This is a genomic window from Xanthomonas sp. D-36-1 (assembly GCF_017746155.1).
GTDB lineage: Bacteria > Pseudomonadota > Gammaproteobacteria > Xanthomonadales > Xanthomonadaceae > Xanthomonas > Xanthomonas cissicola.
Genome location: NZ_JAGHWR010000001.1, coordinates 64,572 through 84,940, shown reverse-complemented (window position 1 = coordinate 84,940; position 20,369 = coordinate 64,572). Strand labels below are relative to the sequence as shown.

Below are 20,369 nucleotides of genomic sequence, written 5' to 3'. Positions count from 1 at the left end.
GCTGCCACGGAACAACCTGCTCCATCTCGGCAAGAAAGATCTCGCGCCGGGTCTGCTTACGCTTGCCCAAGCCCTCAGCGTCACCGAACGTCAGCTGCATGGATGAATCCTCTACATAAGGCGATAGTGTCGCGCATCTGCGGTGAGTTGATCAGCCTTCCCTAGAGCGAGACGCTTTGATTGCATTCCGCGTAATAGATCATCGCTCCTGACGGGAGATCTACCAAGAGGTGAAAGCAGGGCTTCTTGGATGTTGAGGGAGTTGGCGTGGAATCCGTACCCTCACCCCAAGCCCTCTCCCGGAGGGAGAGGAGCTAACAGCCCGCTATTGGTTTCTGCCATGGCTCAGAACTTGTAATTCACACCCAGCACAAACGTGCCGCCCCATTCGATGTATTCCAGCGGGCGGTCCTTGGTTTCTGCGTACGTGCGATACGGCGAGTTGCTGAGGTTGCTGGCCTGCAGCAGCAGGGTCAAGCCGGACAGGCTGCTGGCTTCGCTGAAGTTGTAGCTGATTTGTGCGTCGGTGATGTTTTCGCCGACCACGTAGCGCAGCGTGCGGTTGCCGTTGAAATTGCCGATTTCGCCGATGAAGTCCGAGCGCCGACGCTGGCTGACACGCGCTTCGAAGCCCTTGTGCTCGTAGTAGGCGGTCAGGTTGTAGACGCGCTTGGACAAGCCGGGCAGACTGATCTCACCGTCGCCCACGCTGGAGGCGCTTTCCGGGTCGCGGATCTTGACGTCGCTGTCGTTGAAGGTGGCGCTGGCCTGGATGCCGAAGCCTTGCAACGGCGCGAAGATCAGCTCCAGCGGCAGCGAGGCGGTGAGTTCGACGCCGCGCAAGGTGCCGCCCTTGCCGTTGAACGGGGCGCTGAAGGTGCCGGTGGTCAGCACCGGGGCAGAGCCCGGCGGCGGCACGTAGCCGGCCACCAGTGCGGAGAAATCGTAGTTGTCGCGGCTCTGGGTGTAGATGTAGCTCTTGAGGTCCTTGTAGAAGAACGCCGCGGCCACGTAAGCGCGGTCGGCAAAATACTTCTCGTAGGAGATGTCCAGGGCGTTGGCGCGCCACGGATCGAGCATGGGGTTGCCGCCGCTGGCGCCGGGGCGCCCGGTCGAGGTGTCGACACCGAATTCCAGCGAGGCACGCAGTTGATCCACGCGCGGGCGTGCGACCTGCTTGGCCATCGCAAAGCGCAACGTCTGCTCGTACGGGAACTGGAATGCCAGGTTCAGGCTGGGCAGCCAGTCGCGATAGGTCTTGCCATCGTCGATGGGCCGCACCTCGCTACCGGCCGGCTGCGAGGCGTCCCAGTAGTTGGCCTGCGAGGACTGGTCTGCACATTGCAACTGCACGCCAATATTGCCGCGCACACCCACTTCGCCCCACTCGGTATTGATATTGGCGCGCAGCCAGGCGGTGGTGATTTTTTCTTCCACCGTCCAGGCCTTGGACACCAGGAACGAGGCGTCGTCGCTGGGGTTGAACACCATGTAGCGCGCCACCGTGGCCGGCACATTCCATGCTGGCAGGGAACCGAGACCGGCGAAGCCGAGATTGACCGGTGCGTACTGCAGGTCCGCCGCCACCGTGGCCTCGCCCTGTGCGCCCAGGGTGATATTGCCTTCGGGCTGGGTCTTCTGCTTTTCGCGATCGGCGTAGTTGATGCCCACATCCAGATCCGAGAACCAGCTCAGCGCTTCGGGCATCGGGAAGCTGGCCTGCAGGCGCGCGCCCTTTAGCACGTCTTCCACGCGCGGCACCTTACCGTAGCCGGAGCCGTAGATGGTGTTGGTGAGGAACAGCTCATCCGGATTGGAATAATTCATGCCCGGCGACAGCTGCGAAAAGCCGTTGCCGACAACCGACACGCCCACGGTGTCCAGCTGCGGCATGGGGGCGCGCTGAAGATTGTTTTCCAGGTTCAGTTCGTCGCGAGTGGCCTTGGAGTAGTTCAGGTCCGCGACGATCTTGACGGCGCCGGCTGTGATTTCGTTGTTCCAGCCAAAGGCGTCGATCTTGTCTTCGCGCTTGTTGTACATGCCGCGCACCAACGGATAGACGCCGCTGGCATCGCCGCCGATGAAGGTATTGCTATCGTTGACGCGCACGTTGCTGATGTTCAGGCCGGGCGTGTAGCCGCCATTGTAGTTGCTCAGGTTGAGCTCGAACTGGTTGGCGGTGTCGATCTGCTCGGCTTCGGTGTGGAAGGCATCGAGCGTGCTGGTCCAGGCATTGGACGGGCGATACTGCAGCGTGGCCATGACGCCGTCGCGCTTCTGATTGCCGGTGCGTCGCAAGGCCTTGATGCCGTCGGAGAAATACACACCGTCGCTGACGCCAGGACGCTGGCGCTGCGCGTTGACCTGCTGCCACGGTTCGTACAGGCCCACCTGGTTTTCCTGGATCGGCATGTCGGTGTGCGCGTAACCGATGGTCAGGCCGATGGTGCGGTCTGCGAATTGGTCGATGTAGCTGACATTGAAGCGGTTGCCGTACGGGTCGACGTTGGCGGCCTTGCCCAAGGAATTGCGCTGATAGCGGCCACCGATGGCGATCACGCGCTCGTTGTAGCTCAGCGGGCGGGCGGTCTGCATGTCCACGGTGCCCGACAAGCCTTGACCGACCAGGCCGGCATCGGGGGTCTTGTAGACGGTGACGCCGCTGACCAGTTCGGACGGGTATTGGTCGAATTCCACGCTGCGGTTGTCGCCGGTGCTGACCACTTCGCGCCCGTTGAGCAGCGTGGTGGAAAAGTCCGGCGACAGGCCGCGCACGCTGATGACCTGCGCACGGCCGGCAACGCGTTGCGCAGCCAGGCCGGGCAGGCGCGCCAGCGATTCGGCGATACTGACGTCCGGCAGGCGACCGATGTCTTCGGCCGAGATGGCTTCCACGATCGACGTGGAGTCGCGCTTGACCGAGATGGCGCCTTCGATTGCGCGGCGCAGGCCGGTGACCTGGACCTTGTCCAGGTCGGTGACCGCACCAGCAGTCTGTTCGGACGCGCCTTGTTGGGCGTCGCTTGCTTGTGCAGGCGCTGCCGTTTGCGCGGCTACCCATGTCGGTGCCATGGCAACAGCCAGGGCGATACTCAGCGCGGAGCGCTTGTGTCTCAACATTTTCCCCTCCCAGGTACATGTTGTTTCTGATTTTTGATCCGGCAGATGCCTGGATGTCATGCGTCGCGCGCCACGATGGACGTTACGCGACTGCGACGTATGGTAGACACGGCACCTGGGTGCAAACGTGCACTGCATAAGTATTCACTGCGGTGTTGCGCGATGAAATCGATTCCATCCAGGGCCATGCCGGCGACAGCACGGCGATTGCGCTCGGTAACGACATGGTGCGCGATGCGCAGCAGCGGTACGAGCGCTGCGCCGTGCAATCGATCGCGCCGGCTGTGCATGCCGGCGCCCACGCGATGGCGTAGTCAGCGTTTGCCACCCATCGGAACAAAGCGAATGGCCTGACCACCGCCCGGTGCCAGACGTAGCTCCAACGTATCGGTACTGCTGACCTGACGTTCTTCGCGCACGAAGGCGAACGGGTTGCTGGCATAGTCCGCGCCGTCGCCATCGCGATAGATCTGCGCGGTGTAGCGAACGCCGGGTTCGAGAAAGCCCAGCGGCACCTGCAGCAGGCGGCCGTGTTCGTCGGTGATGCTGCCCAGGAACCAGTCGCGGCTATGCCGGTCCTTGCGTGCGATGGTGACGTAATCGCCTACCTCGCCATTCAGCGCACGGGTCTGGTCCCAGTCCACTGCCACGTCTTCGATGAAGCGAAACGCGTCGCGGTGTTGCAGATAGTGCTCGGGCAGATCGGCGGCCATCTGGATCGGGCTGTAGAGCGTCACATACAGCGCCAACTGACGCGCCAACGTGCTGGGAATCGCCTGGCCGTTGCGGCCCTTCAGGCTGACGATGCCAGGCGTGTAATCCATCGGCCCTGCGAGCAGCCGGGTAAACACCAGGTTGACTTCGTGCTCGGGCGGATTGGGCGGCTGGCCCCAGGCGTTGTATTCCATGCCACGCGCGCCTTCGCGCGAGATCCAGTTGGGATAGGTACGGCGCAGCCCGGTGTCCTTGATCGGCTCGTGCGCATTGACCGCGATGTGGCGTTGCGCTGCTTCCTGCACCACGTGCAGGTGGTGACGCGCCATCCATTGCCCATCGTGCCATTCGCGCAGCGGCGTGCCGCCCGCGGGATTGCGCCGCTCCACCTGGCCGTCGTCGCAGACATAGCCGGTCTTGACCGAGTCCACGCCGAAGCGCGCATACAAGTCCATCGCTTCGGCGATTTGATCTTCGTAATGGTCCACTGCGCACCCGGTTTCATGATGGCCGATCAGGTGTACGCCCTTGCCGGCGGCGTACTTGCTGAGTGCGGGCAGGTCGAAATCCGGCGTGGGCCGGGTGAAATCGAAGCTGCCGCCATTGCCGAACCATTCCCCGTCCCAGCCGGGATTCCAGCCTTCGACCAGCACGCCGCGAAAGCCGTGGTCGGCGGCGAAGTCGATATAGCGTTTTGTCGTCGCGGTGGTTGCGCCGTGTTTGGGGCCAGTGGCCCAGGTCTGTTGATTGAGATGCATCGACCACCACACGCCCACATACTTGGATGGCTTGATCCAGCTCACCTCGCCCAGCACATTGGGCTCGTTGAGGTTGAGGATGAGGTTGGATTCCACCAGGCCGGTGGCCTGATCGGCGATCTGCAGCGTGCGCCATGGCGTATCGAAGGGCAGGCTGCGGCGTACCTTCCAGCCTTCGGCCGCCGGCGACAGCTGCGCGCGCAGGCGCTGGTTGTCGGTGCGGCGCAGCCACATGCCGGCGTAGTCGACCAAGGCCGCTTCATGCAGTGCGATGTGCAGCCCGCTGTCGGTGCGCAGCGTGAGTGGCGTATGCGCCAGTGCAACCTGGTTCAACGGCGTGTGCCGATACAGATATTCGTAGTGGATCGGCTCGCCTGCGGGAATCCACCACGCATCGGCAGGTTGCGCGATGGCGAATTCGGTTACTTCCTCGTCGATGACTGCCTCGCGCATACCTGCTTGCTTGGGGAAGTGATAGCGCAGGCCCAGCCCGTCGTCGTAGACGCGGAAGATCACCTCGAAGGTGCGCTGCGCACCGTCGCGCTCGCCCAGGCTCACGCGCAATTCGTTGTAGTGATTGCGCACCAGCCGCGTTTCGCCCCAGGGCTGCTCCCAGGTGTCGTCGTGACTTTGACGTGTCTGTGCAAGTACGACCATGCCGCGGTCCAGCCGGCCGTCGCGTAGCTCGAAGCCCAGCCGCGAGCGTTGCACCACCGCCTCGCCCAGGCGCTGCACGCGGTAATAAGGCGTGCCGCCATCCACGTCCAGGCTGACCTGCAACACCTTGTTCGGCGACTCCACGCTGACGGTGGTGACTTCGGCATGCAGCTGCGGCGCAGCACCGCCGAACAGCGTGAGGACCAGCAGCTGGGCGATCCATGCGGCGCCCAGTGTCGAGTGCGCTCGACGTGAAGACAGCGGCATATCCCCTCCCAAGGTGACCGTTGCGCAAGCAGTGACTATGCAGTGCCTCGCAGTGGATGCGCCGTGGTGCGCACTGCTGGAAACCCATGAATACGTATGCAGTGGTGCGGAACAGCGAAGTGCGCGTCTACCATGGCGCCACGGCACCTGGGAGGGTCCGCGCCCGTGGCACGTCCGTGCCGCGCACCACAACGCGTGCAACGAGGGAGGAAGGCCGACGGCGCAAGCTGTCTTGCCGCTTCGATGTTGAAGATGATCTGCATGGCTGCAACGCTGGGCGTTGTGGCAAGCTCGCCGGCGCTGGCCGACGAACTGGAATTTCAAGGACGCCGGGCCCAAGCGCAGGCGTTGGACGATGGCAGCTTCGTGTTGCGCTGGCCGCAAGGCGAACGCCGCATTGCGGCACAACCGATGCGAACGCACACAGCCAGCCCGCTTTTCGACGCCTTGTTCGCGCTGGCACAGCAGGAAATGGCCGATGACCGGGTCGAGGCGATCCGCGACCCCGCCTTCAACGATGGCAAGCCGGTGCCGTGCGCCTGCTTCGAAACCGGCGAGCGCTGGCCCTACGTGTGGACGCGCGATGTCAGTTTTGCGGCCGATCTTGCGTTGGCGCAGCTGGAGCCGGAGCGCACGCGCAATGCACTGCGCTTCAAGCTCTCTGCCGCACGCGATGGGCGCACGCCGGGACTGTTCGTGGCGCAGGACACCGGCTCCGGCGGCAGCTGGCCGATCAGCAGCGACCGAGTGGTATGGTTCCTCGCCGCACGCGGCCTGCTGGACGACAAACCGTTTGCCGAACAGGTCTGGCAGTCGCTACAGGCAACGATCGCGCAGGACCGCGATGCGGTGTTCGATGCGCAGATCGGCCTCTACCGCGGCGAAACCTCGTTTCTGGATTGGCGAGAACAGACCTACCCGGACTGGACGCGCGAGGACGTGCGCTTCATTGCCGAATCCTTTGCGCTCTCCACCAACGTGCTGCATTACCAGGCATTGCGGCTGGCCGAACAGGTGGCGCGCCAGCATGGCGATGCACGCGCTGCGCAGTACGCGCAGTGGGCCGATGCACTGCGCCAGGCCATCGACAGGCGTTTCTGGGATGCGCGCAGCAGCCAATACGTCAGTTATCTCGGCAGCGCAGCGCATCCGGTGCGCTACGCCAAGGTGGATCTGCTCGGCCTCTCGCTGGGCGTGCTGGCCGATGTGTTTCCGCCACAGCGGGCACGCCTTGCGTTGCGCACTTACCCGATGGTCGCGGGTGGCAGCCCGGTGGTGTGGCCGCAAGAGGCAGTGCAGCCGATCTACCACAACCGCGCTGTCTGGCCGTTCGTCAGTGCCTATGCGCTACGCGCCGCACGCACCCTGGATGACGCACCACGCATCGCGTTGGAGTTGCAATCGCTGATGCGCGGTAGCGCGCTGGCGGGCTCCAACATGGAAAACTACGAGATGCAGAGCCTTGCGGTGCACGTGGAAGAGGGCGCACGCAGTGGCCCGGTGGTGAACTCGCCACGCCAGCTGTGGTCGGTGGCGGGTTATCTGTCTGCAGTGCGGGAGGGTGTGTTCGGCCTGTCGGCCGATGGCAACGTACAGCCGAAGTTGCCGCGGTCCTTGCTACCCCTGTTGTTTGGCGAGGCCAAGCAGATCGTGCTGGAACAGGGCGCACGACGGTACGTGCTGCAGCGCCCGGCAAACGATACCGGCGAGTTGCTGGTGGCAGGACGCATCGAACGGCAGGGTCAGACCACGCTGGTGCAGTTGGTTGGGCGCAATACCGACCTCACGCCGCCACCGCGACCGGAGCAGGTGTTCGCACCGCAGACGCCACAGGCGCCGGTCGCGCAACAGATCGGCAACACGTATCGCATCGGTATTCCGGAAGGAACAACGCTGTATCTGGACGGCCGCGCACTCGATGCCAGCGCGCACTGGGATCTTCCCGACGATGGCCTGCTGCATGTGCTCAGCCTGACCCGGCGGCGCGATGGTCTGGAGTCGCTGCATAGCCCATCGTTGACGCTCGGCCCACTGCAGCAGTTGCCAGGCAGCCAGCGCTGGAGCTGGCGTCCGGCACGTGCAGGCGTGCATCGGGTGTCGCTGCGTTACCGCAACGACAACGGCCCGATCAATACCGGGGTCACCGCCGCGGTCAAACAGCTGGTGCTGGAATGCCCAGGCAAACCCGCGCAATCGCAGGTCATCGTGATGCCGCATAGCGTGGGCGAGCAGCTCTCCACGCAGGTCACTTTCGATGCGGTGGCGGGGCAGGCCTGCACGTTCCGGCTCGAGAACGGCTTCAACATGAGCGCGTTGGCGCACTTTGCGCAGTACAACGGCGGCCGCGGCGGCCGCGATGGCGTGGTCAATGCGGCGCAGGTCAGTGCGTTGTTGGTCGGGCCTGCAGCACGCGTGGAGGTTGCGCCATGAACGCCAAGCCACGCTTGGATTTCTGGCAGATCTGGAACATGTGCTTCGGCTTTCTCGGCATCCAGTTCGGCTTCGCACTGCAGAACGCCAATGCCAGCCGTATCTTCCAGACCCTGGGCGCGCAGGTCGACGACGTGCCCGGCCTGTGGATTGCTGCACCGCTCACCGGCCTGATCGTGCAGCCGGTCATCGGTTACCTGTCCGATCGTACCTGGACTCGGTGGGGTCGCCGGCGTCCCTATTTCATGGTGGGCGCTGTCTTTACCACGCTGGCCTTGCTGGTGATGCCCAACGCGCCGATGCTCTGGGTGGCCGCCGGCACGCTGTGGGTGCTGGATGCATCGATCAACATCTCGATGGAGCCGTTCCGTGCGCTGGTGGGCGACCAGTTGCCGCCGTCGCAACGGCCGACCGGCTATGCAATGCAGAGCTTCTTCATCGGCGTCGGCGCGATCGTCGCGAGTTTTCTGCCCTGGCTGCTGACCCATTGGGGCATTGCCAACACCGCGCCGCCAGGCCAGTTGCCCGACAGCGTGCGCTACGCGTTCTACCTCGGTGCAGCGGTGCTGTTCCTGTCGATCACCTGGACCGTACTGCGCACGCGCGAGTACAGCCCAGAGCAGCTTGCCGGTTTTGACGATGCGCATCCGCCTCTCGCGCAGGTGGCAAGCACTGGCATGGCGCCGACATCCATGGCGAGCGTGCTGTGGTGCGGTCTGGGCGCGCTGCTCGCCGCGGCCATCGCCTGGCAGCACGGCGACCGCATGCTGTATGTGCTGGCCGGGTTGTGTTGCGCCTACGGCGTCCTGCTTGCCTTGGCCCGCATGTTGCCCGCCACCAGCATGCTGGTGGCGATCGTGCGGGACGTGCGCAGCATGCCGATGACGATGCGTCGCCTGGCCTGGGTGCAGTTCTTCTCGTGGTTTGCCTTGTTTGCGATGTGGATCTACACCACTGCTGCAGTGACGCAGGTGCATTTCGGTGCGAGCGACACCGCTTCGGCGGCCTACAACGATGGCGCAAACTGGGTCGGCGTGTTGTTCGGCGCCTATAACGGGTTTGCGGCATTGGCTGCAGTGGTGATTCCGCTGCTGGTGCGTGCGATCGGCTTGCGCTGGAGCCATCTGTGCAATCTGTGGCTGGGTGCCGCCGGCTTGTTGTCGATGCTGGTCATCCGCGACCCGCAGTGGTTGCTGCTGTCGATGCTGGGCGTCGGCTTCGCCTGGGCCTCGATCCTGTCGCTGCCGTATGCCTTGCTGTCAGACAGCGTGCCCGCTCCAAAGATGGGCGTGTACATGGGCATCTTCAATTTCTTTATCGTGATTCCGCAGTTGGTCGCGGCCAGCGCGCTAGGCTTTGTGCTGCGCGTGTGGCTGGGCGGGCAACCGATCTATGCATTGGCCATTGGCGGGCTCAGCCTGTTGATTGCGGGCGTGTGCGTGGCGCGGGTTCCAGTGGCCTCGGGAGGGCAATGATGCGCAGTGCGATGTATGTAGCGTTGACGATGTACGCAGGCGCGGCGACGGCGGCGCCTGCTGCCAAGGACTATTACGGCACCCTGGAGCCGTTCGCCGCCGAGGCGGTGTACTTCGTGGTGACCGACCGCTTCGTCAACGGCGATACCGGCAACGACCATCGCGATCAGGGCGGTGCGCATCGCAGCTTCGATGTGCCCACACCATGCGCCGACGGCAGCGAGGACAACATCGGCTATCTCGGTGGCGACTTCAAAGGCATCGTCGAGCATGCCGATTACATCCGCGACCTGGGCTTCGGGGCGGTGTGGATCACCCCGATCGTCGACAACCCCGACGAAGCGTTTACCGGTGGCAAGCCGATCACCTGCGGCAGCACGCTCAGCGATCATGGCAAGACTGGCTATCACGGCTATTGGGGCGTCAACTTCTACAAGCTCGACGAACATCTGCCCAGCCCGGGCCTGGATTTCGCCGGCTTTACGCGCGCCATGCACGCCAGCAAGCTAAAGGTCGTGTTGGACATCGTAGGGAACCATGGTTCGCCGGCCTACACCATGCCGCAGGCGCAACCCGGCTTTGGCAAGCTCTACGATGCACAGGGGCGCCTGCTCGCCGATCACCAGAATCTTGCGCCCGCGCAACTGGATCCGCAGCACAACCCATTGCATGCCTTCTACAACACCGGCGGCGGCCTGGCGGAATTGTCCGACCTCAACGAAAACAATCCGGCGGTGCTGGATTATCTGGCCGGCGCATACCTGCAGTGGATGGAGCAGGGCGCCGATGCGTTTCGCATCGATACCATCGGCTGGATGCCGGATCGCTTCTGGCATGCCTTCGTGGCGCGCATGCGTGAAAAACGCCCTGGCTTTTTCATGTTCGGCGAAGCCTTCGATTACGACGCCGACAAGATCGCTGGGCATACCTGGACGCGCAATGCCGGCGTCAGCGTGCTGGATTTCCCGCTGAAACAGCAGCTTGCCGCGGTGTTCGGTCATGAACAGGCCGGCTTCGAAAAACTCGCCGCGCCCCTGTTCCTGCGTCAAGGGCCCTATGCGAACCCCTACGCGTTGATGAGCTTCTACGACAACCACGACATGGCGCGTCTGGATGCCAGCGATAACGGATTTATCGACGCGCACAACTGGTTATTCACCGCCCGCGGCATTCCGGTGATCTATTACGGCTCGGAAATCGGCTTCATGCGTGGGCGTGCCGAACATGCCGGCAACCGTAATTACTTCGGCGTCGAGCGCATTCGCAGCGCACCGCAGAGCCCGATCTTCGGCCCGCTGCAACGCATCGCCCAGGTGCGTCGCAACACCCCGGCATTGCAGCGTGGCGTACAGCTCGATGCGCAGTTGCACGGCAATCAAGCCGCGTTCCTGCGCGTCTATCAGCATGCTGGTACAACCCAAACCGCATCGGTGCTGCTCAACAAGGCCGATACGGCCGCAAGCATCGAAGTGAAACGCTTCCTGCAGCCTGGCAGCTGGCGCGATGCGGTGAGTGGCGAGCAGCTGCAGGTGCAACGCAGGTTAGTGGCGCAGGTGCCGGCGCACGGCGTACGCGTGTTGCTCTCGGATGCACCGCTCACCGACCCGGCCCTGCGCAAGCAGCTCGATCTGCAGATGGCCGAGCAAGCCGCGCGCGATGCGCGCAACAGGTAGGAGCGCAGCCGGGCCGCTGCGGCATGATCGGTAACGCCCCGTCGCGCCCCAACTGGCGCGCTGTCCTGGGCCCCAATCCCGAATCAGCGCCTGACCGCCCCGTCCGCCGCTCGACCCGTCGTCGCATCGCCTGCCTCTGCGCCGGACGGCGCCCAACCCAGTGGCGGCTGCAGCCCGCTGCTGCGCGAGGAATCGCGTAGCGCCAGGCGCACCGGAATCGTGCGGCTCTGCGCCGCCTCGCCGCGAATCAAGGCAACCAGACTTTCCACCAGTAGCGTGCCGGCCTGCTTGGTGTCCTGCTGCACGGTCGACAACGCCGGCGCAACCGACGCGGCCAATGCAATATCGTCGAAGCCGCTGACCGCCACGTCCTGCGGCACCCGCAGGCCGCGCTCGCGCAGGGCGCGCATCGCACCGATGGCGATCAGGTCGCTGGCTGCGCACACCGCATCGAATGCATTGCCGCTGTCCAGCAATGCCAGGCACGCGGAGTAACCGGACAACTCGGTGGTGATCGCATCGAACTGCAGCGCCGGGTCGGCTGCGAGGCCGTGCTGCGCCAGCGCAGTGGCATGGCCGCGGTAGCGTTCTTCGAATTCGGGGTAGTGGTTGGACGCGTGTCCGAGGAACGCGATGCGCCGGCAGCCCTGCGCCAGCAGATGGTCGGTAATGTCCAGCCCGCCCTGGTAATTGTCGCTGCCGATCGAAATGCCGGGCTGGCCGGGCAGGGCCGCGCCCCAGCGCACGAAGTGGGTGCCCTGCTCGACCAGCAGCTGCAGCCGCTGGCGCGATTCCTGATAGTCGCCATAGCCCAGCAGGATGATGCCGTCGGCCTTGTTGCTGTCTTCGTAATCGGCCTGCCAATCCTTGGACAACTGCTGGAACGACACCAGCAGGTCGTAGCCCTGCAGCGCGCAGGCACGGGTTATCGAGCCCAGCATCGAGTGGAAGAACGGGTTGATCAGCGAGTCGTCGGCAGTGGGGTCTTCGAAGAACCGCAGTGCCAGCGTGCCGGCATTGCGCAGCCGTAGCGAGGAGGCGTTCTTGTCGACCTTGTAGTTCAGCTCGCGGGCGATGCGCAGGATGCGCTTGCGGGTTTCCTCGTTGACCATCGGGCTGCCGCGCAGTGCGCGCGACACGGTCGGCTGCGACACGCCGGCCAGGTAGGCGATATCCAGCGAGGTGGCTTTACCCTTGATGGTCATGGTTGGCAACGGCAGGACAAGTGGCCGGCATCATGCCATGCGCCGCCAGCGCCGCGCCGTCGTACGCAGCGGCGGGCTGATTGGTTTACCATTCATGCCCAAGACCCCCTGCGAGAAGGTGGCCCGCGCCCCGCGCCGGCCCAGCGTGCGACATGAGCACTACCACCGCCCACCGCTGATCTTGCCTGCGCCAGCGCGCAGGGCGCCTGCATGGCGCCGTTTTGCCTCACGTCCCGCAACCTCCTCCGAGCCTGTCCAGCAATGGCCAGATCTCCCATGGCAGCCGACCGCTGCAGCCAGACCAGACCTCATTCTTGCCCATGATCAACATCACGCTCCCCGACGGCAGCCGCCGCGAATTCGAATCCCCCGTCTCGGTGATGCAGGTCGCCCAGTCGATCGGCGCCGGCCTGGCCAAGGCCACCATCGCCGGCCAGGTCGATGGCCAGCTGGTCGATGCCAGCGACGTCATCGACCATGACGCCAGCCTGCGCATCATCACTGCCAAGGACGCCGAGGGCGTGGAGATCATCCGCCACTCCTGCGCCCACCTGGTCGGGCACGCGGTCAAGCAGCTGTATCCCGAGGTCAAGATGGTGATCGGCCCGGTCATCGCCGAAGGCTTCTACTACGACATCTACAGCGAGCGCCCGTTCACGCCCGAAGACATGGCCGCGATCGAGCAGCGCATGCAGGAGCTGATCGCGCAGGATTACGACGTGATCAAGAAGGTCACTCCGCGTGCGGAAGTGATCGAGGTATTCGCCCAGCGCGGCGAGGAGTACAAGCTGCGCCTGATCGAGGACATGTCCGAGGACATCACCGCGATGGGCCTGTACTACCACCAGGAATACGTGGACATGTGCCGCGGCCCGCACGTGCCGAATACGCGTTTCCTCAAGGCGTTCAAGCTGACCCGCATCTCCGGCGCCTACTGGCGCGGCGACGCCAAGAACGAGCAGCTGCAGCGCATCTACGGCACCGCCTGGGCCGACAAGAAACAGCTGGACGCCTACATCCTGCGCATGGAAGAAGCCGACAAGCGCGACCATCGCCGCATCGGCAAGGCGCAGGACCTGTTCCACCTGCAGGAAGAAGCGCCCGGCCTGGTGTTCTGGCACCCCAAGGGGTGGTCGCTGTGGCAGGTGGTCGAGCAGTACATGCGCAAGGTCTACCGCGACAGCGGCTACGGCGAAGTGCGCTGCCCGCAGATCCTGGACGTGTCGCTGTGGCAGAAATCCGGCCACTGGGACAACTACCAGGACGCCATGTTCTTCACCGAATCGGAGAAGCGCACCTACGCAGTCAAGCCGATGAACTGCCCCGGCCACGTGCAGGTGTTCAACCAGGGCCTACATAGCTACCGCGACCTGCCGATCCGCTACGGCGAGTTCGGCGCCTGCCACCGCAACGAGCCCTCCGGTGCGCTGCATGGCATCCTGCGCGTGCGCGGCTTCACCCAGGACGACGGGCACGTGTTCTGCCTGGAATCGCAGATCGAATCCGAAGTCACCGCCTTCCACCAGCAGGCGCTGGCGGTCTACACCGCGTTCGGCTTCGACGACATCCAGATCAAGATTGCGCTGCGTCCGGAAAAGCGCCTGGGCGACGATGCCACCTGGGACAAGGCCGAGTCCGCGCTACGCAGCGCGCTGGGCGTGTGCGGGGTGGAATGGCAGGAATTGCCGGGCGAGGGCGCCTTCTACGGCCCCAAGATCGAGTACCACCTCAAGGACGCTATCGGTCGCACCTGGCAGCTGGGCACGATGCAGGTCGATTTCATGATGCCGGGCCGTCTCGGCGCCGAGTACGTGGACGAGAACAGCCAGAAGAAGCATCCGGTCATGCTGCACCGGGCCATTGTCGGCTCGATGGAGCGTTTCATCGGCATTTTGATCGAACACCACGCCGGTGCCTTCCCGTCCTGGCTGGCCCCGGTGCAGGTCGTTGTCGCCAACATCACCGACGCTCAGGCTGAATATGTCGACTCTGTGCGGAAAACCCTTGCAAATCAAGGCTTCCGTGTCAGCGCCGATTTGCGTAACGAGAAGATCGGTTATAAGATTCGCGAGCATACGCTGCAACGCGTGCCATATCTGCTCGTGGTCGGCGACCGCGAGAAGGAAAATGGCGCTGTCGCCGTGCGGACCCGTTCAGGCGAGGATCTTGGGACCATGACGGTCTCGGCCTTCATCGAACGTCTGCAGGCAGAGCAGGCAGCGTGAGCCAACCCCGGCCGGTCTGGATGATCCGGATGCGCCGGTTCGATTCCTCTGGGAGATTGCAATATCAGTACCCCTGACAACAAACAGAACCGCAAGAACCAAGAAATCCGTGTGCCGCGCGTTCGCGTGATCGGCAGCGACGGTGAGATGGTCGGCGTGTTGTCGCGCGACGAAGCGCTCGCCAAGGCCGAAGAAGAAGGCCTGGATCTGGTCGAAATCCAGCCGCAGGCCGATCCGCCGGTCTGCAAGATCATGGATTTCGGCAAGTTCAAGTTCGAGCAGCAGAAAAAGGCCAACGAGGCCAAGAAAAAGACCAAGCAGGTCGAGATCAAGGAACTCAAGTTCCGCCCGGTCACCGACGAGGGCGACTACCAGATCAAGCTGCGCAACATGCGCCGTTTCCTGGAAGAGGGCGACAAGGTCAAGGTCAACATCCGCTTCCGCGGCCGTGAAATGAGCCACCAGGAGCTTGGTCGCGAGATGGCGGCGCGGATCGAGGCCGATCTGGGCGACGATATCGTCATCGAGTCGCGTCCGCGCCTGGAAGGGCGCCAGATGGTCATGATGATCGCGCCCAAGAAGAAGGTCTGAGGATCCCGATTCGGCGCTGCAACGGGCCCGACGGGTCCGTTGCGTCGCAAGCTCAACGATTTGCAACAATTCCCGGTAACGGGTAGACTGCGCGGCCCGGTTTTGCCGGGGCGCCGTGCGAGCGGCACCAGGACCTGTCCGGATCGTGTTCGATCAAGGACTTACAAGCAGGCAAGGGCAAGGATGGAAAGCGTGGTCGCAAGACTGCCGCCCGTGTCAGTGACAAAACACCATCAAGGACATTGCAATGCCCAAGATCAAGACCAACCGGGCGGCGGCCAAGCGTTTCCGCAAGACCGCCTCCGGCAAGTACAAGTGCGGCCACGCAAACCGTAGCCATATCCTCACGAAGAAAGCGACTAAGCGGAAGCGCAACCTGCGGCAGACGAATCACGTCCGTGCCGAGGACGCAGGCCGTCTCGATCGTATGCTTCCCTATCTCTGAGGACTGAACCATGGCACGAGTAAAGCGTGGTGTGCAGGCGCGTCGCCGCCACAAGAAAATTCTGACCCTGGCGAAGGGTTACTACAACGCTCGCCGCAAGGTCTTCCGCGTTGCCAAGCAGGCGGTCATCAAGGCACAGCAGTACGCCTACATTGGCCGTAAGCAGAAGAAGCGTAATTTCCGTTCGCTGTGGATCACCCGCATCAATGCGGCTGCCCGCATCAACGGCCTGAGCTACAGCCGTTTCATGAATGGCCTGCTCAAGGCTGGTATCACCCTGGACCGTAAGGTGCTGGCCGATATCGCCGTGCACGACGCCGCCGGCTTTGCCGCGCTGGCCGAGAAGGCAAAGGGCGCGCTGGCGGCATAGTGCGAGTCCCTCGCAAGAGCCCGCACATCCATGTGCGGACTTTTGACAGGGTAGTTTCTCGTAGGGGCTTGCACATTCTTGTGCCTGCTTCTGATGAGGACAAAGCAGATATGCAGGGGGAAGGGCGCGAGTCCTTCCCCTTTTGCGTTTTAGCGAAGTCGCCACGTGGGCGATGACAGGTCAATGCAGTGACAATGCGTTCCGGTGTATCCGGAAACACCGTTCGGCTAGCAGTTGAGGCGCAAGTGCAATGAGTGAGATTCAATCCCTGACCGAGCGCGCGCTGGCCGATGTTGCCGCGGCGCAGACGCCGGACCAACTGGAAGCCTTGCGCGTCGCGTTGCTGGGCAAGAGCGGCAGTATTACCGCCCAGCTCAAGCAGCTCGGAACGTTGCCGGCAGAGCAACGCAAGGCGGCTGGCGAGGCGATCAATCTGTCGCGCGACGCGCTGACCGCGGCGTTGGTCGAGCGCAAACACACGCTGGAAAGCGCCTCGCTGGATGCCAGACTTGCCGGCGAGCGCATCGACGTCACTTTGCCGGGCCGCCGCAGCGAGCGCGGCGGTCTGCACCCGGTGACGCGCACGCTGGAGCGCATCGTCGAAATCTTCGCCCGGCTCGGTTACGAGCTGTCGGACGGCCCGGAAATCGAGGACGACTGGCACAACTTCGAAGCGCTGAATTTCCCGCCGCACCATCCTGCGCGCGCGATGCACGACACGTTCTATTTCGGCGACGGGCGCCTGCTGCGCACCCATACCTCGGGCGTGCAGGTGCGCTACATGGATGCGCACAAACCGCCGCTGCGCATGATCGCGGCCGGCAAGGTGTATCGCTCCGATTCGGATCAGACCCACTCGCCGATGTTCCATCAGGTCGAAGGCCTGTTGGTGGACGAGCACTCCAACTTCGCCGACCTCAAGGGCACCTTGTCCGAGTTCGTGCGTGCGTTCTTCGAACGCGATTTCGAAATGCGTTTCCGCCCCAGCTATTTCCCGTTCGTGGAGCCGGGCGCGGAAGTGGATATCGCCTGGCAGCAGCCCGACGGCAGCACGCGCTGGCTGGAAGTGCTGGGCTGCGGCATGGTGCACCCCAACGTGCTGCGCAGCGTCGGCATCGACCCCGAACGCTACACCGGCTTCGCCTTCGGTCTGGGCGTGGAGCGCTTCGCGATGCTGCGCTACGGCGTCAACGACCTGCGCGCGTTCTTCGAGAACGATGTGCGTTTTCTTCGGCAGTTCGCCTGATGCGGGGATTGGTGATTCGGGATTTGGGATTCGCAACAGCGCCCTTGTTCCGCACCGCGCCCATCGACTGCTTCTTACGAATCTCCAATCCCGTTTCCCGAATCCCGGCCCTCCATGAAATTCTCTGAAAATTGGCTGCGCAGCCACGTTCCGATCCAGGCCACGCGCGATGAACTGTCCGCGACGCTGACGGCGATCGGTCTGGAAGTCGAAGAGGTCACGCCGCTGGGCGAGTCGCTTGGTCAGGTGGTGGTGGCGCGTATTGTCGAGGCGGTGCGTCATCCCGAAGCCGATCGTCTGCAGGTCTGCAGCGTCGATGCCGGGCAGGGCGAGCTGTTGCAGATCGTGTGCGGCGCGCCGAACGCGCGTGCGGGTCTGGTGGCGCCATTGGCGCTGGTCGGCGCCAAGATCGGCGAGCTGACCATCACTGCGGCCAAGCTGCGCGGTGTGGCGTCCAACGGCATGTTGTGTTCGGCCAAGGAACTGGGTCTGGACAGCGATGCGTCGGGCCTGTTCGAGTTGCCGGACGATGCGCCGGTGGGGCAGGCGCTGGCCGAGTATCTGGGCCTGCCCGATGCCAGCATCGAGATCAAACTCACCCCCAATCGCGCCGATTGTTTCAGCGTACGCGGCATCGCCTTCGATGTGGCCGCCGCGTGCGCCAGCGAAGTGGTGGCGTTCGACGCCGTTGCCGTGGCGCCGGTGTCCACGCGCACGCTGGCAGTGCAACTGGACGCTGGTCAGGATGCGCCGCGCTATTGCGGTCGGGTGATCGAAGGGATCGACCCGGCCGCCAAGACGCCGGTGTGGCTGGCCGAGCGGCTGCGCCGCAGCGGCGTGCGTCCGGTGTCGTTGCTGGTGGACATCACCCAGTACGTGATGCTGGAGCTGGGCCAGCCGATGCACGCATTCGACCTGGAGACCTTGCACGGCCCGATCGGTGTGCGCCGTTCCCGCGCTGGCGAGCAGCTGGCGCTGCTGGACGGGCGCCAGGTCACGCTGGACGACAGTTTTCTGACCATTACCGATGCCGGGCGTCCGGTTGCTTTGGCCGGCTTGATGGGCGGGCTGGACACGCGCGTCACCGAAACCACGCGCAATGTGTTCCTGGAGTCGGCGTACTTCGACCCTGCGGCCATCATGGGGCGCGGCCGCAAACTCGGCCTGCATACCGATGCCGGGCATCGCTTCGAGCGTGGCGTGGATCCGGCATTGCCGCCGCAGGCAATTGAAGTGGCCACGCGCCTGGTGCTGGAACTGGCCGGCGGTACGCCTGGCCCGGTGGTGCATGCGCAGCTGCCGGAGCATCTGCCGCAGCCGGCGCGTATCCGCCTGCGCCGCGCGCGCATTGCACGCGTGCTCGGTATCCAGATCGACGATGCCGACGTCGTGCGTATGCTGCGTGCGCTCGGCATGCACGTCGAGACGGTTGCCGAAGGCTGGGAAGTGATGGCGCCGAGCCGTCGCTTCGACATCGCCATCGAAGAAGATCTGATTGAAGAGCTGGCGCGTATCCACGGTTACGACCGGGTGCCGACCACGCTGCCTGGTGGCGCCAGTCGCATCGCGATGCCAAGCGAAACCCAGCTGGACGAGCTCAGCGTGCGGCGCCAACTGGTGGCGCGCGAGCTGCAAGAAACCATCAATTACGCCTTCGTCGATGCCGCCTTGCTGGAGCGTTGGCAGCTCACCGAAGGGCTGGTGCCGCTGGCGAACCCGCTCAGTGCGGAGTTGGCGATCATGCGTCCGCGCCTGTTGCCGGGCCTGGTCGCCACGTTGGGCCGCAATGCTGCACGTCAGGCTGGGCGGGTGCGCTTGTTCGAATTGGGCAAGGTGTTCGCGGCCGCGGCCGAAACCGGTGCGGCACCCGGGGAATCGCAGCACGTTGCCGCGGCGGTGTGCGGCGATGCGCTGGCGCTGCAGTGGGGCGAGCCCGCGCGCAAGGTGGATTTCCACGATCTGAAGGGCGACCTGATGGCGCTGGCTGCGGCCAGTGGCGCGCAGCTGGAGTTCCAGCCGTCGACGCAGCCGTTCGGGCACCCGGGCCGGTCGGCCGATATCTATCGGGACGGCGTGTGTATCGGCTGGATCGGGCAGGTGCATCCGCGTCTGGCCAAGGCGCTGGACATCAATGTGGACGTGATCGCCTTCGAGTTGCAGCTAATGCCCCTGGTCCAGCGGACCCTGCCACGCGCCGGCGAGCTGTCGCGTTTCCCCTCGGTGCGCCGCGATCTGGCCTTCCTGGTGCCCGACGAGGTGAGCTGGGCGGCAGTGTCGGCCAGCGTACGCACCACGGTCGGGCCATTGTTGCGTGAGGTGCAATTGTTCGACCGCTATGTCGGGCAAGGGGTCGAGCCAGGTTTCAAGAGTCTTGCTATGGGCTTGATTTTGCAGGATAACTCGCGCACTCTCACTGACCGGGACGTCGATGCGGTCGTCGCCGATGTGGTGGCCGTGATCGAGCGCGAGCATCGCGCCCGGATCCGGAGTTGAGGCGGTAACCAGGGGGTTGGCATGGCATTGACGAAAGCGGAGATGGCCGAACGTCTGTTCGACGAGGTCGGTCTGAACAAGCGTGAGGCAAAGGAATTCGTCGACGCGTTCTTCGATGTGCTGCGCGATGCGCTGGAGCAGGGCCGTCAGGTGAAGCTGTCGGGTTTCGGCAACTTCGATCTGCGGCGAAAGAACCAACGGCCCGGTCGCAATCCCAAGACCGGCGAGGAAATTCCGATCTCGGCACGGACGGTGGTGACGTTCCGCCCCGGCCAGAAACTCAAGGAACGGGTGGAGGCTTATGCTGGATCCGGGCAGTAATCGCGAGCTACCGCCGATCCCGGCCAAGCGCTATTTCACCATTGGTGAGGTGAGCGAGCTATGCGACGTCAAGCCGCATGTGCTGCGCTATTGGGAAACCGAGTTTCCCAGCCTGGAGCCGGTCAAGCGGCGCGGGAACCGGCGCTACTACCAGCGCCACGACGTCCTGATGGTGCGTCAGATCCGCGGGCTGCTGTACGAGCAGGGCTATACCATCGGCGGTGCGCGCCTGCGTCTGGAGGGCGATGGCGCCAAGAGCGAGTCGGCGCTGAGCAATCAGATCATCAAGCAGGTGCGGATGGAGCTGGAAGAAGTCCTGCAACTGCTGCGCCGCTAGGAAAACGTTTCACAAAGCCGCTATAATCGCAGGCCGCCCTCG

General features: G+C 64.1%; 14 protein-coding genes and 2 pseudogenes. 12 read left to right on the top strand and 4 right to left on the bottom strand.

The features are described 5' to 3' along the window. A pseudogene (locus tag J7367_RS00350) lies at window positions 1–100 on the bottom strand (IS5 family transposase); the annotation flags it as partial. 245 nt (window positions 101–345) lie between these two features. Next, window positions 346–3,120 carry a TonB-dependent receptor gene (locus J7367_RS00345; RefSeq protein ID WP_057661194.1) on the bottom strand — a complete coding sequence of 925 codons (2,775 nt, stop codon included), beginning with the start codon at window positions 3,118–3,120 and terminating at the stop codon, window positions 346–348. A 17-nt stretch (window positions 3,121–3,137) separates the two neighbouring features. Here J7367_RS00345 and J7367_RS00340 point away from each other — a divergent pair. Beyond that, window positions 3,138–3,434, top strand: a pseudogene (locus J7367_RS00340) (hypothetical protein). Here J7367_RS00340 and J7367_RS00335 read toward each other — a convergent pair. Next, window positions 3,435–5,516: a glycoside hydrolase family 97 protein gene (locus J7367_RS00335; protein ID WP_209028889.1), complete on the bottom strand. Its 2,082-nt coding sequence runs from the start codon at window positions 5,514–5,516 to the stop codon at window positions 3,435–3,437. It lies immediately after the preceding pseudogene. 243 nt (window positions 5,517–5,759) lie between these two features. Between J7367_RS00335 and J7367_RS00330 the strand changes: the two genes are divergently transcribed. From J7367_RS00330 to J7367_RS00320, 3 genes are read left to right on the top strand one after another with little or no spacing between them, the layout of a single operon-like run. Continuing rightward, window positions 5,760–7,946 (top strand): Six-hairpin glycosidase-like protein, encoded by a 2,187-nt coding sequence (locus J7367_RS00330; protein WP_057661198.1) that lies wholly within the window; start codon window positions 5,760–5,762, stop codon window positions 7,944–7,946. Next, window positions 7,943–9,421, top strand: coding sequence for an MFS transporter (locus tag J7367_RS00325; protein ID WP_057661201.1), 1,479 nt, complete (start codon window positions 7,943–7,945; stop codon window positions 9,419–9,421). Before J7367_RS00330 ends, J7367_RS00325 begins: the two co-directional genes overlap by 4 nt. Further along, complete coding sequence (locus J7367_RS00320; RefSeq protein ID WP_176215024.1) at window positions 9,421–11,094, top strand: alpha-amylase family glycosyl hydrolase; 1,674 nt, start codon at window positions 9,421–9,423, stop codon at window positions 11,092–11,094. Before J7367_RS00325 ends, J7367_RS00320 begins: the two co-directional genes overlap by 1 nt. Window positions 11,095–11,177: 83 nt before the next feature. Here the strand turns inward: J7367_RS00320 and J7367_RS00315 are convergent, their stop codons facing one another. Further along, window positions 11,178–12,299 carry a LacI family DNA-binding transcriptional regulator gene (locus tag J7367_RS00315; protein WP_057661206.1) on the bottom strand — a complete coding sequence of 374 codons (1,122 nt, stop codon included), beginning with the start codon at window positions 12,297–12,299 and terminating at the stop codon, window positions 11,178–11,180. 320 nt (window positions 12,300–12,619) lie between these two features. Between J7367_RS00315 and thrS the strand changes: the two genes are divergently transcribed. The 8 genes from thrS to J7367_RS00275 all read left to right on the top strand — a co-directional run bounded on the left by thrS (window position 12,620) and on the right by J7367_RS00275 (window position 20,327). Continuing rightward, a complete protein-coding gene (thrS, locus tag J7367_RS00310) occupies window positions 12,620–14,524 on the top strand; it encodes a threonine--tRNA ligase (RefSeq protein ID WP_057661208.1) in 1,905 nt (634 codons plus the stop codon). 63 nt (window positions 14,525–14,587) lie between these two features. Then, window positions 14,588–15,115: a translation initiation factor IF-3 gene (infC, locus tag J7367_RS00305; RefSeq protein WP_074053091.1), complete on the top strand. Its 528-nt coding sequence runs from the start codon at window positions 14,588–14,590 to the stop codon at window positions 15,113–15,115. A 247-nt stretch (window positions 15,116–15,362) separates the two neighbouring features. Then, window positions 15,363–15,560 carry a 50S ribosomal protein L35 gene (gene rpmI, locus J7367_RS00300; protein WP_002811096.1) on the top strand — a complete coding sequence of 66 codons (198 nt, stop codon included), beginning with the start codon at window positions 15,363–15,365 and terminating at the stop codon, window positions 15,558–15,560. A gap of 10 nt (window positions 15,561–15,570) precedes the next feature. Further along, entirely contained in the window at window positions 15,571–15,930 is a 360-nt protein-coding gene (gene rplT / locus J7367_RS00295; protein WP_003484828.1) for a 50S ribosomal protein L20, read from the top strand. A 250-nt stretch (window positions 15,931–16,180) separates the two neighbouring features. Continuing rightward, a complete protein-coding gene (gene pheS, locus J7367_RS00290) occupies window positions 16,181–17,176 on the top strand; it encodes a phenylalanine--tRNA ligase subunit alpha (RefSeq protein ID WP_057661210.1) in 996 nt (331 codons plus the stop codon). Window positions 17,177–17,290: 114 nt separating this feature from the next. Next, window positions 17,291–19,669 carry a phenylalanine--tRNA ligase subunit beta gene (gene pheT / locus J7367_RS00285; RefSeq protein ID WP_057661212.1) on the top strand — a complete coding sequence of 793 codons (2,379 nt, stop codon included), beginning with the start codon at window positions 17,291–17,293 and terminating at the stop codon, window positions 19,667–19,669. Window positions 19,670–19,690: 21 nt separating this feature from the next. Further along, entirely contained in the window at window positions 19,691–19,990 is a 300-nt protein-coding gene (locus J7367_RS00280) for an integration host factor subunit alpha (protein ID WP_002811076.1), read from the top strand. Continuing rightward, on the top strand, window positions 19,971–20,327 hold the full coding sequence (locus J7367_RS00275; protein ID WP_005995911.1) for a MerR family transcriptional regulator: 357 nt from the start codon (window positions 19,971–19,973) through the stop codon (window positions 20,325–20,327). The genes J7367_RS00280 and J7367_RS00275 overlap by 20 nt, the downstream gene beginning before the upstream one ends. The last annotated feature ends 42 nt before the right edge of the window (window positions 20,328–20,369 follow it).

Excerpts from the sequence above, each read along its gene's own strand:
- J7367_RS00345 (WP_057661194.1), bottom strand. The coding sequence starts at position 3,120 with ATGTTGAGACACAAGCGCTCCGCGCTGAGTATCGCCCTGGCTGTTGCC.
- J7367_RS00335 (WP_209028889.1), bottom strand. The coding sequence starts at position 5,516 with ATGCCGCTGTCTTCACGTCGAGCGCACTCGACACTGGGCGCCGCATGG.
- J7367_RS00330 (WP_057661198.1), top strand. The coding sequence starts at position 5,760 with ATGTTGAAGATGATCTGCATGGCTGCAACGCTGGGCGTTGTGGCAAGC.
- J7367_RS00325 (WP_057661201.1), top strand. The coding sequence starts at position 7,943 with ATGAACGCCAAGCCACGCTTGGATTTCTGGCAGATCTGGAACATGTGC.
- J7367_RS00320 (WP_176215024.1), top strand. The coding sequence starts at position 9,421 with ATGCGCAGTGCGATGTATGTAGCGTTGACGATGTACGCAGGCGCGGCG.
- J7367_RS00315 (WP_057661206.1), bottom strand. The coding sequence starts at position 12,299 with ATGACCATCAAGGGTAAAGCCACCTCGCTGGATATCGCCTACCTGGCC.
- thrS (WP_057661208.1), top strand. The coding sequence starts at position 12,620 with ATGATCAACATCACGCTCCCCGACGGCAGCCGCCGCGAATTCGAATCC.
- rpmI (WP_002811096.1), top strand. The coding sequence starts at position 15,363 with ATGCCCAAGATCAAGACCAACCGGGCGGCGGCCAAGCGTTTCCGCAAG.
- rplT (WP_003484828.1), top strand. The coding sequence starts at position 15,571 with ATGGCACGAGTAAAGCGTGGTGTGCAGGCGCGTCGCCGCCACAAGAAA.
- pheS (WP_057661210.1), top strand. The coding sequence starts at position 16,181 with ATGAGTGAGATTCAATCCCTGACCGAGCGCGCGCTGGCCGATGTTGCC.
- pheT (WP_057661212.1), top strand. The coding sequence starts at position 17,291 with ATGAAATTCTCTGAAAATTGGCTGCGCAGCCACGTTCCGATCCAGGCC.
- J7367_RS00280 (WP_002811076.1), top strand. The coding sequence starts at position 19,691 with ATGGCATTGACGAAAGCGGAGATGGCCGAACGTCTGTTCGACGAGGTC.
- J7367_RS00275 (WP_005995911.1), top strand. The coding sequence starts at position 19,971 with ATGCTGGATCCGGGCAGTAATCGCGAGCTACCGCCGATCCCGGCCAAG.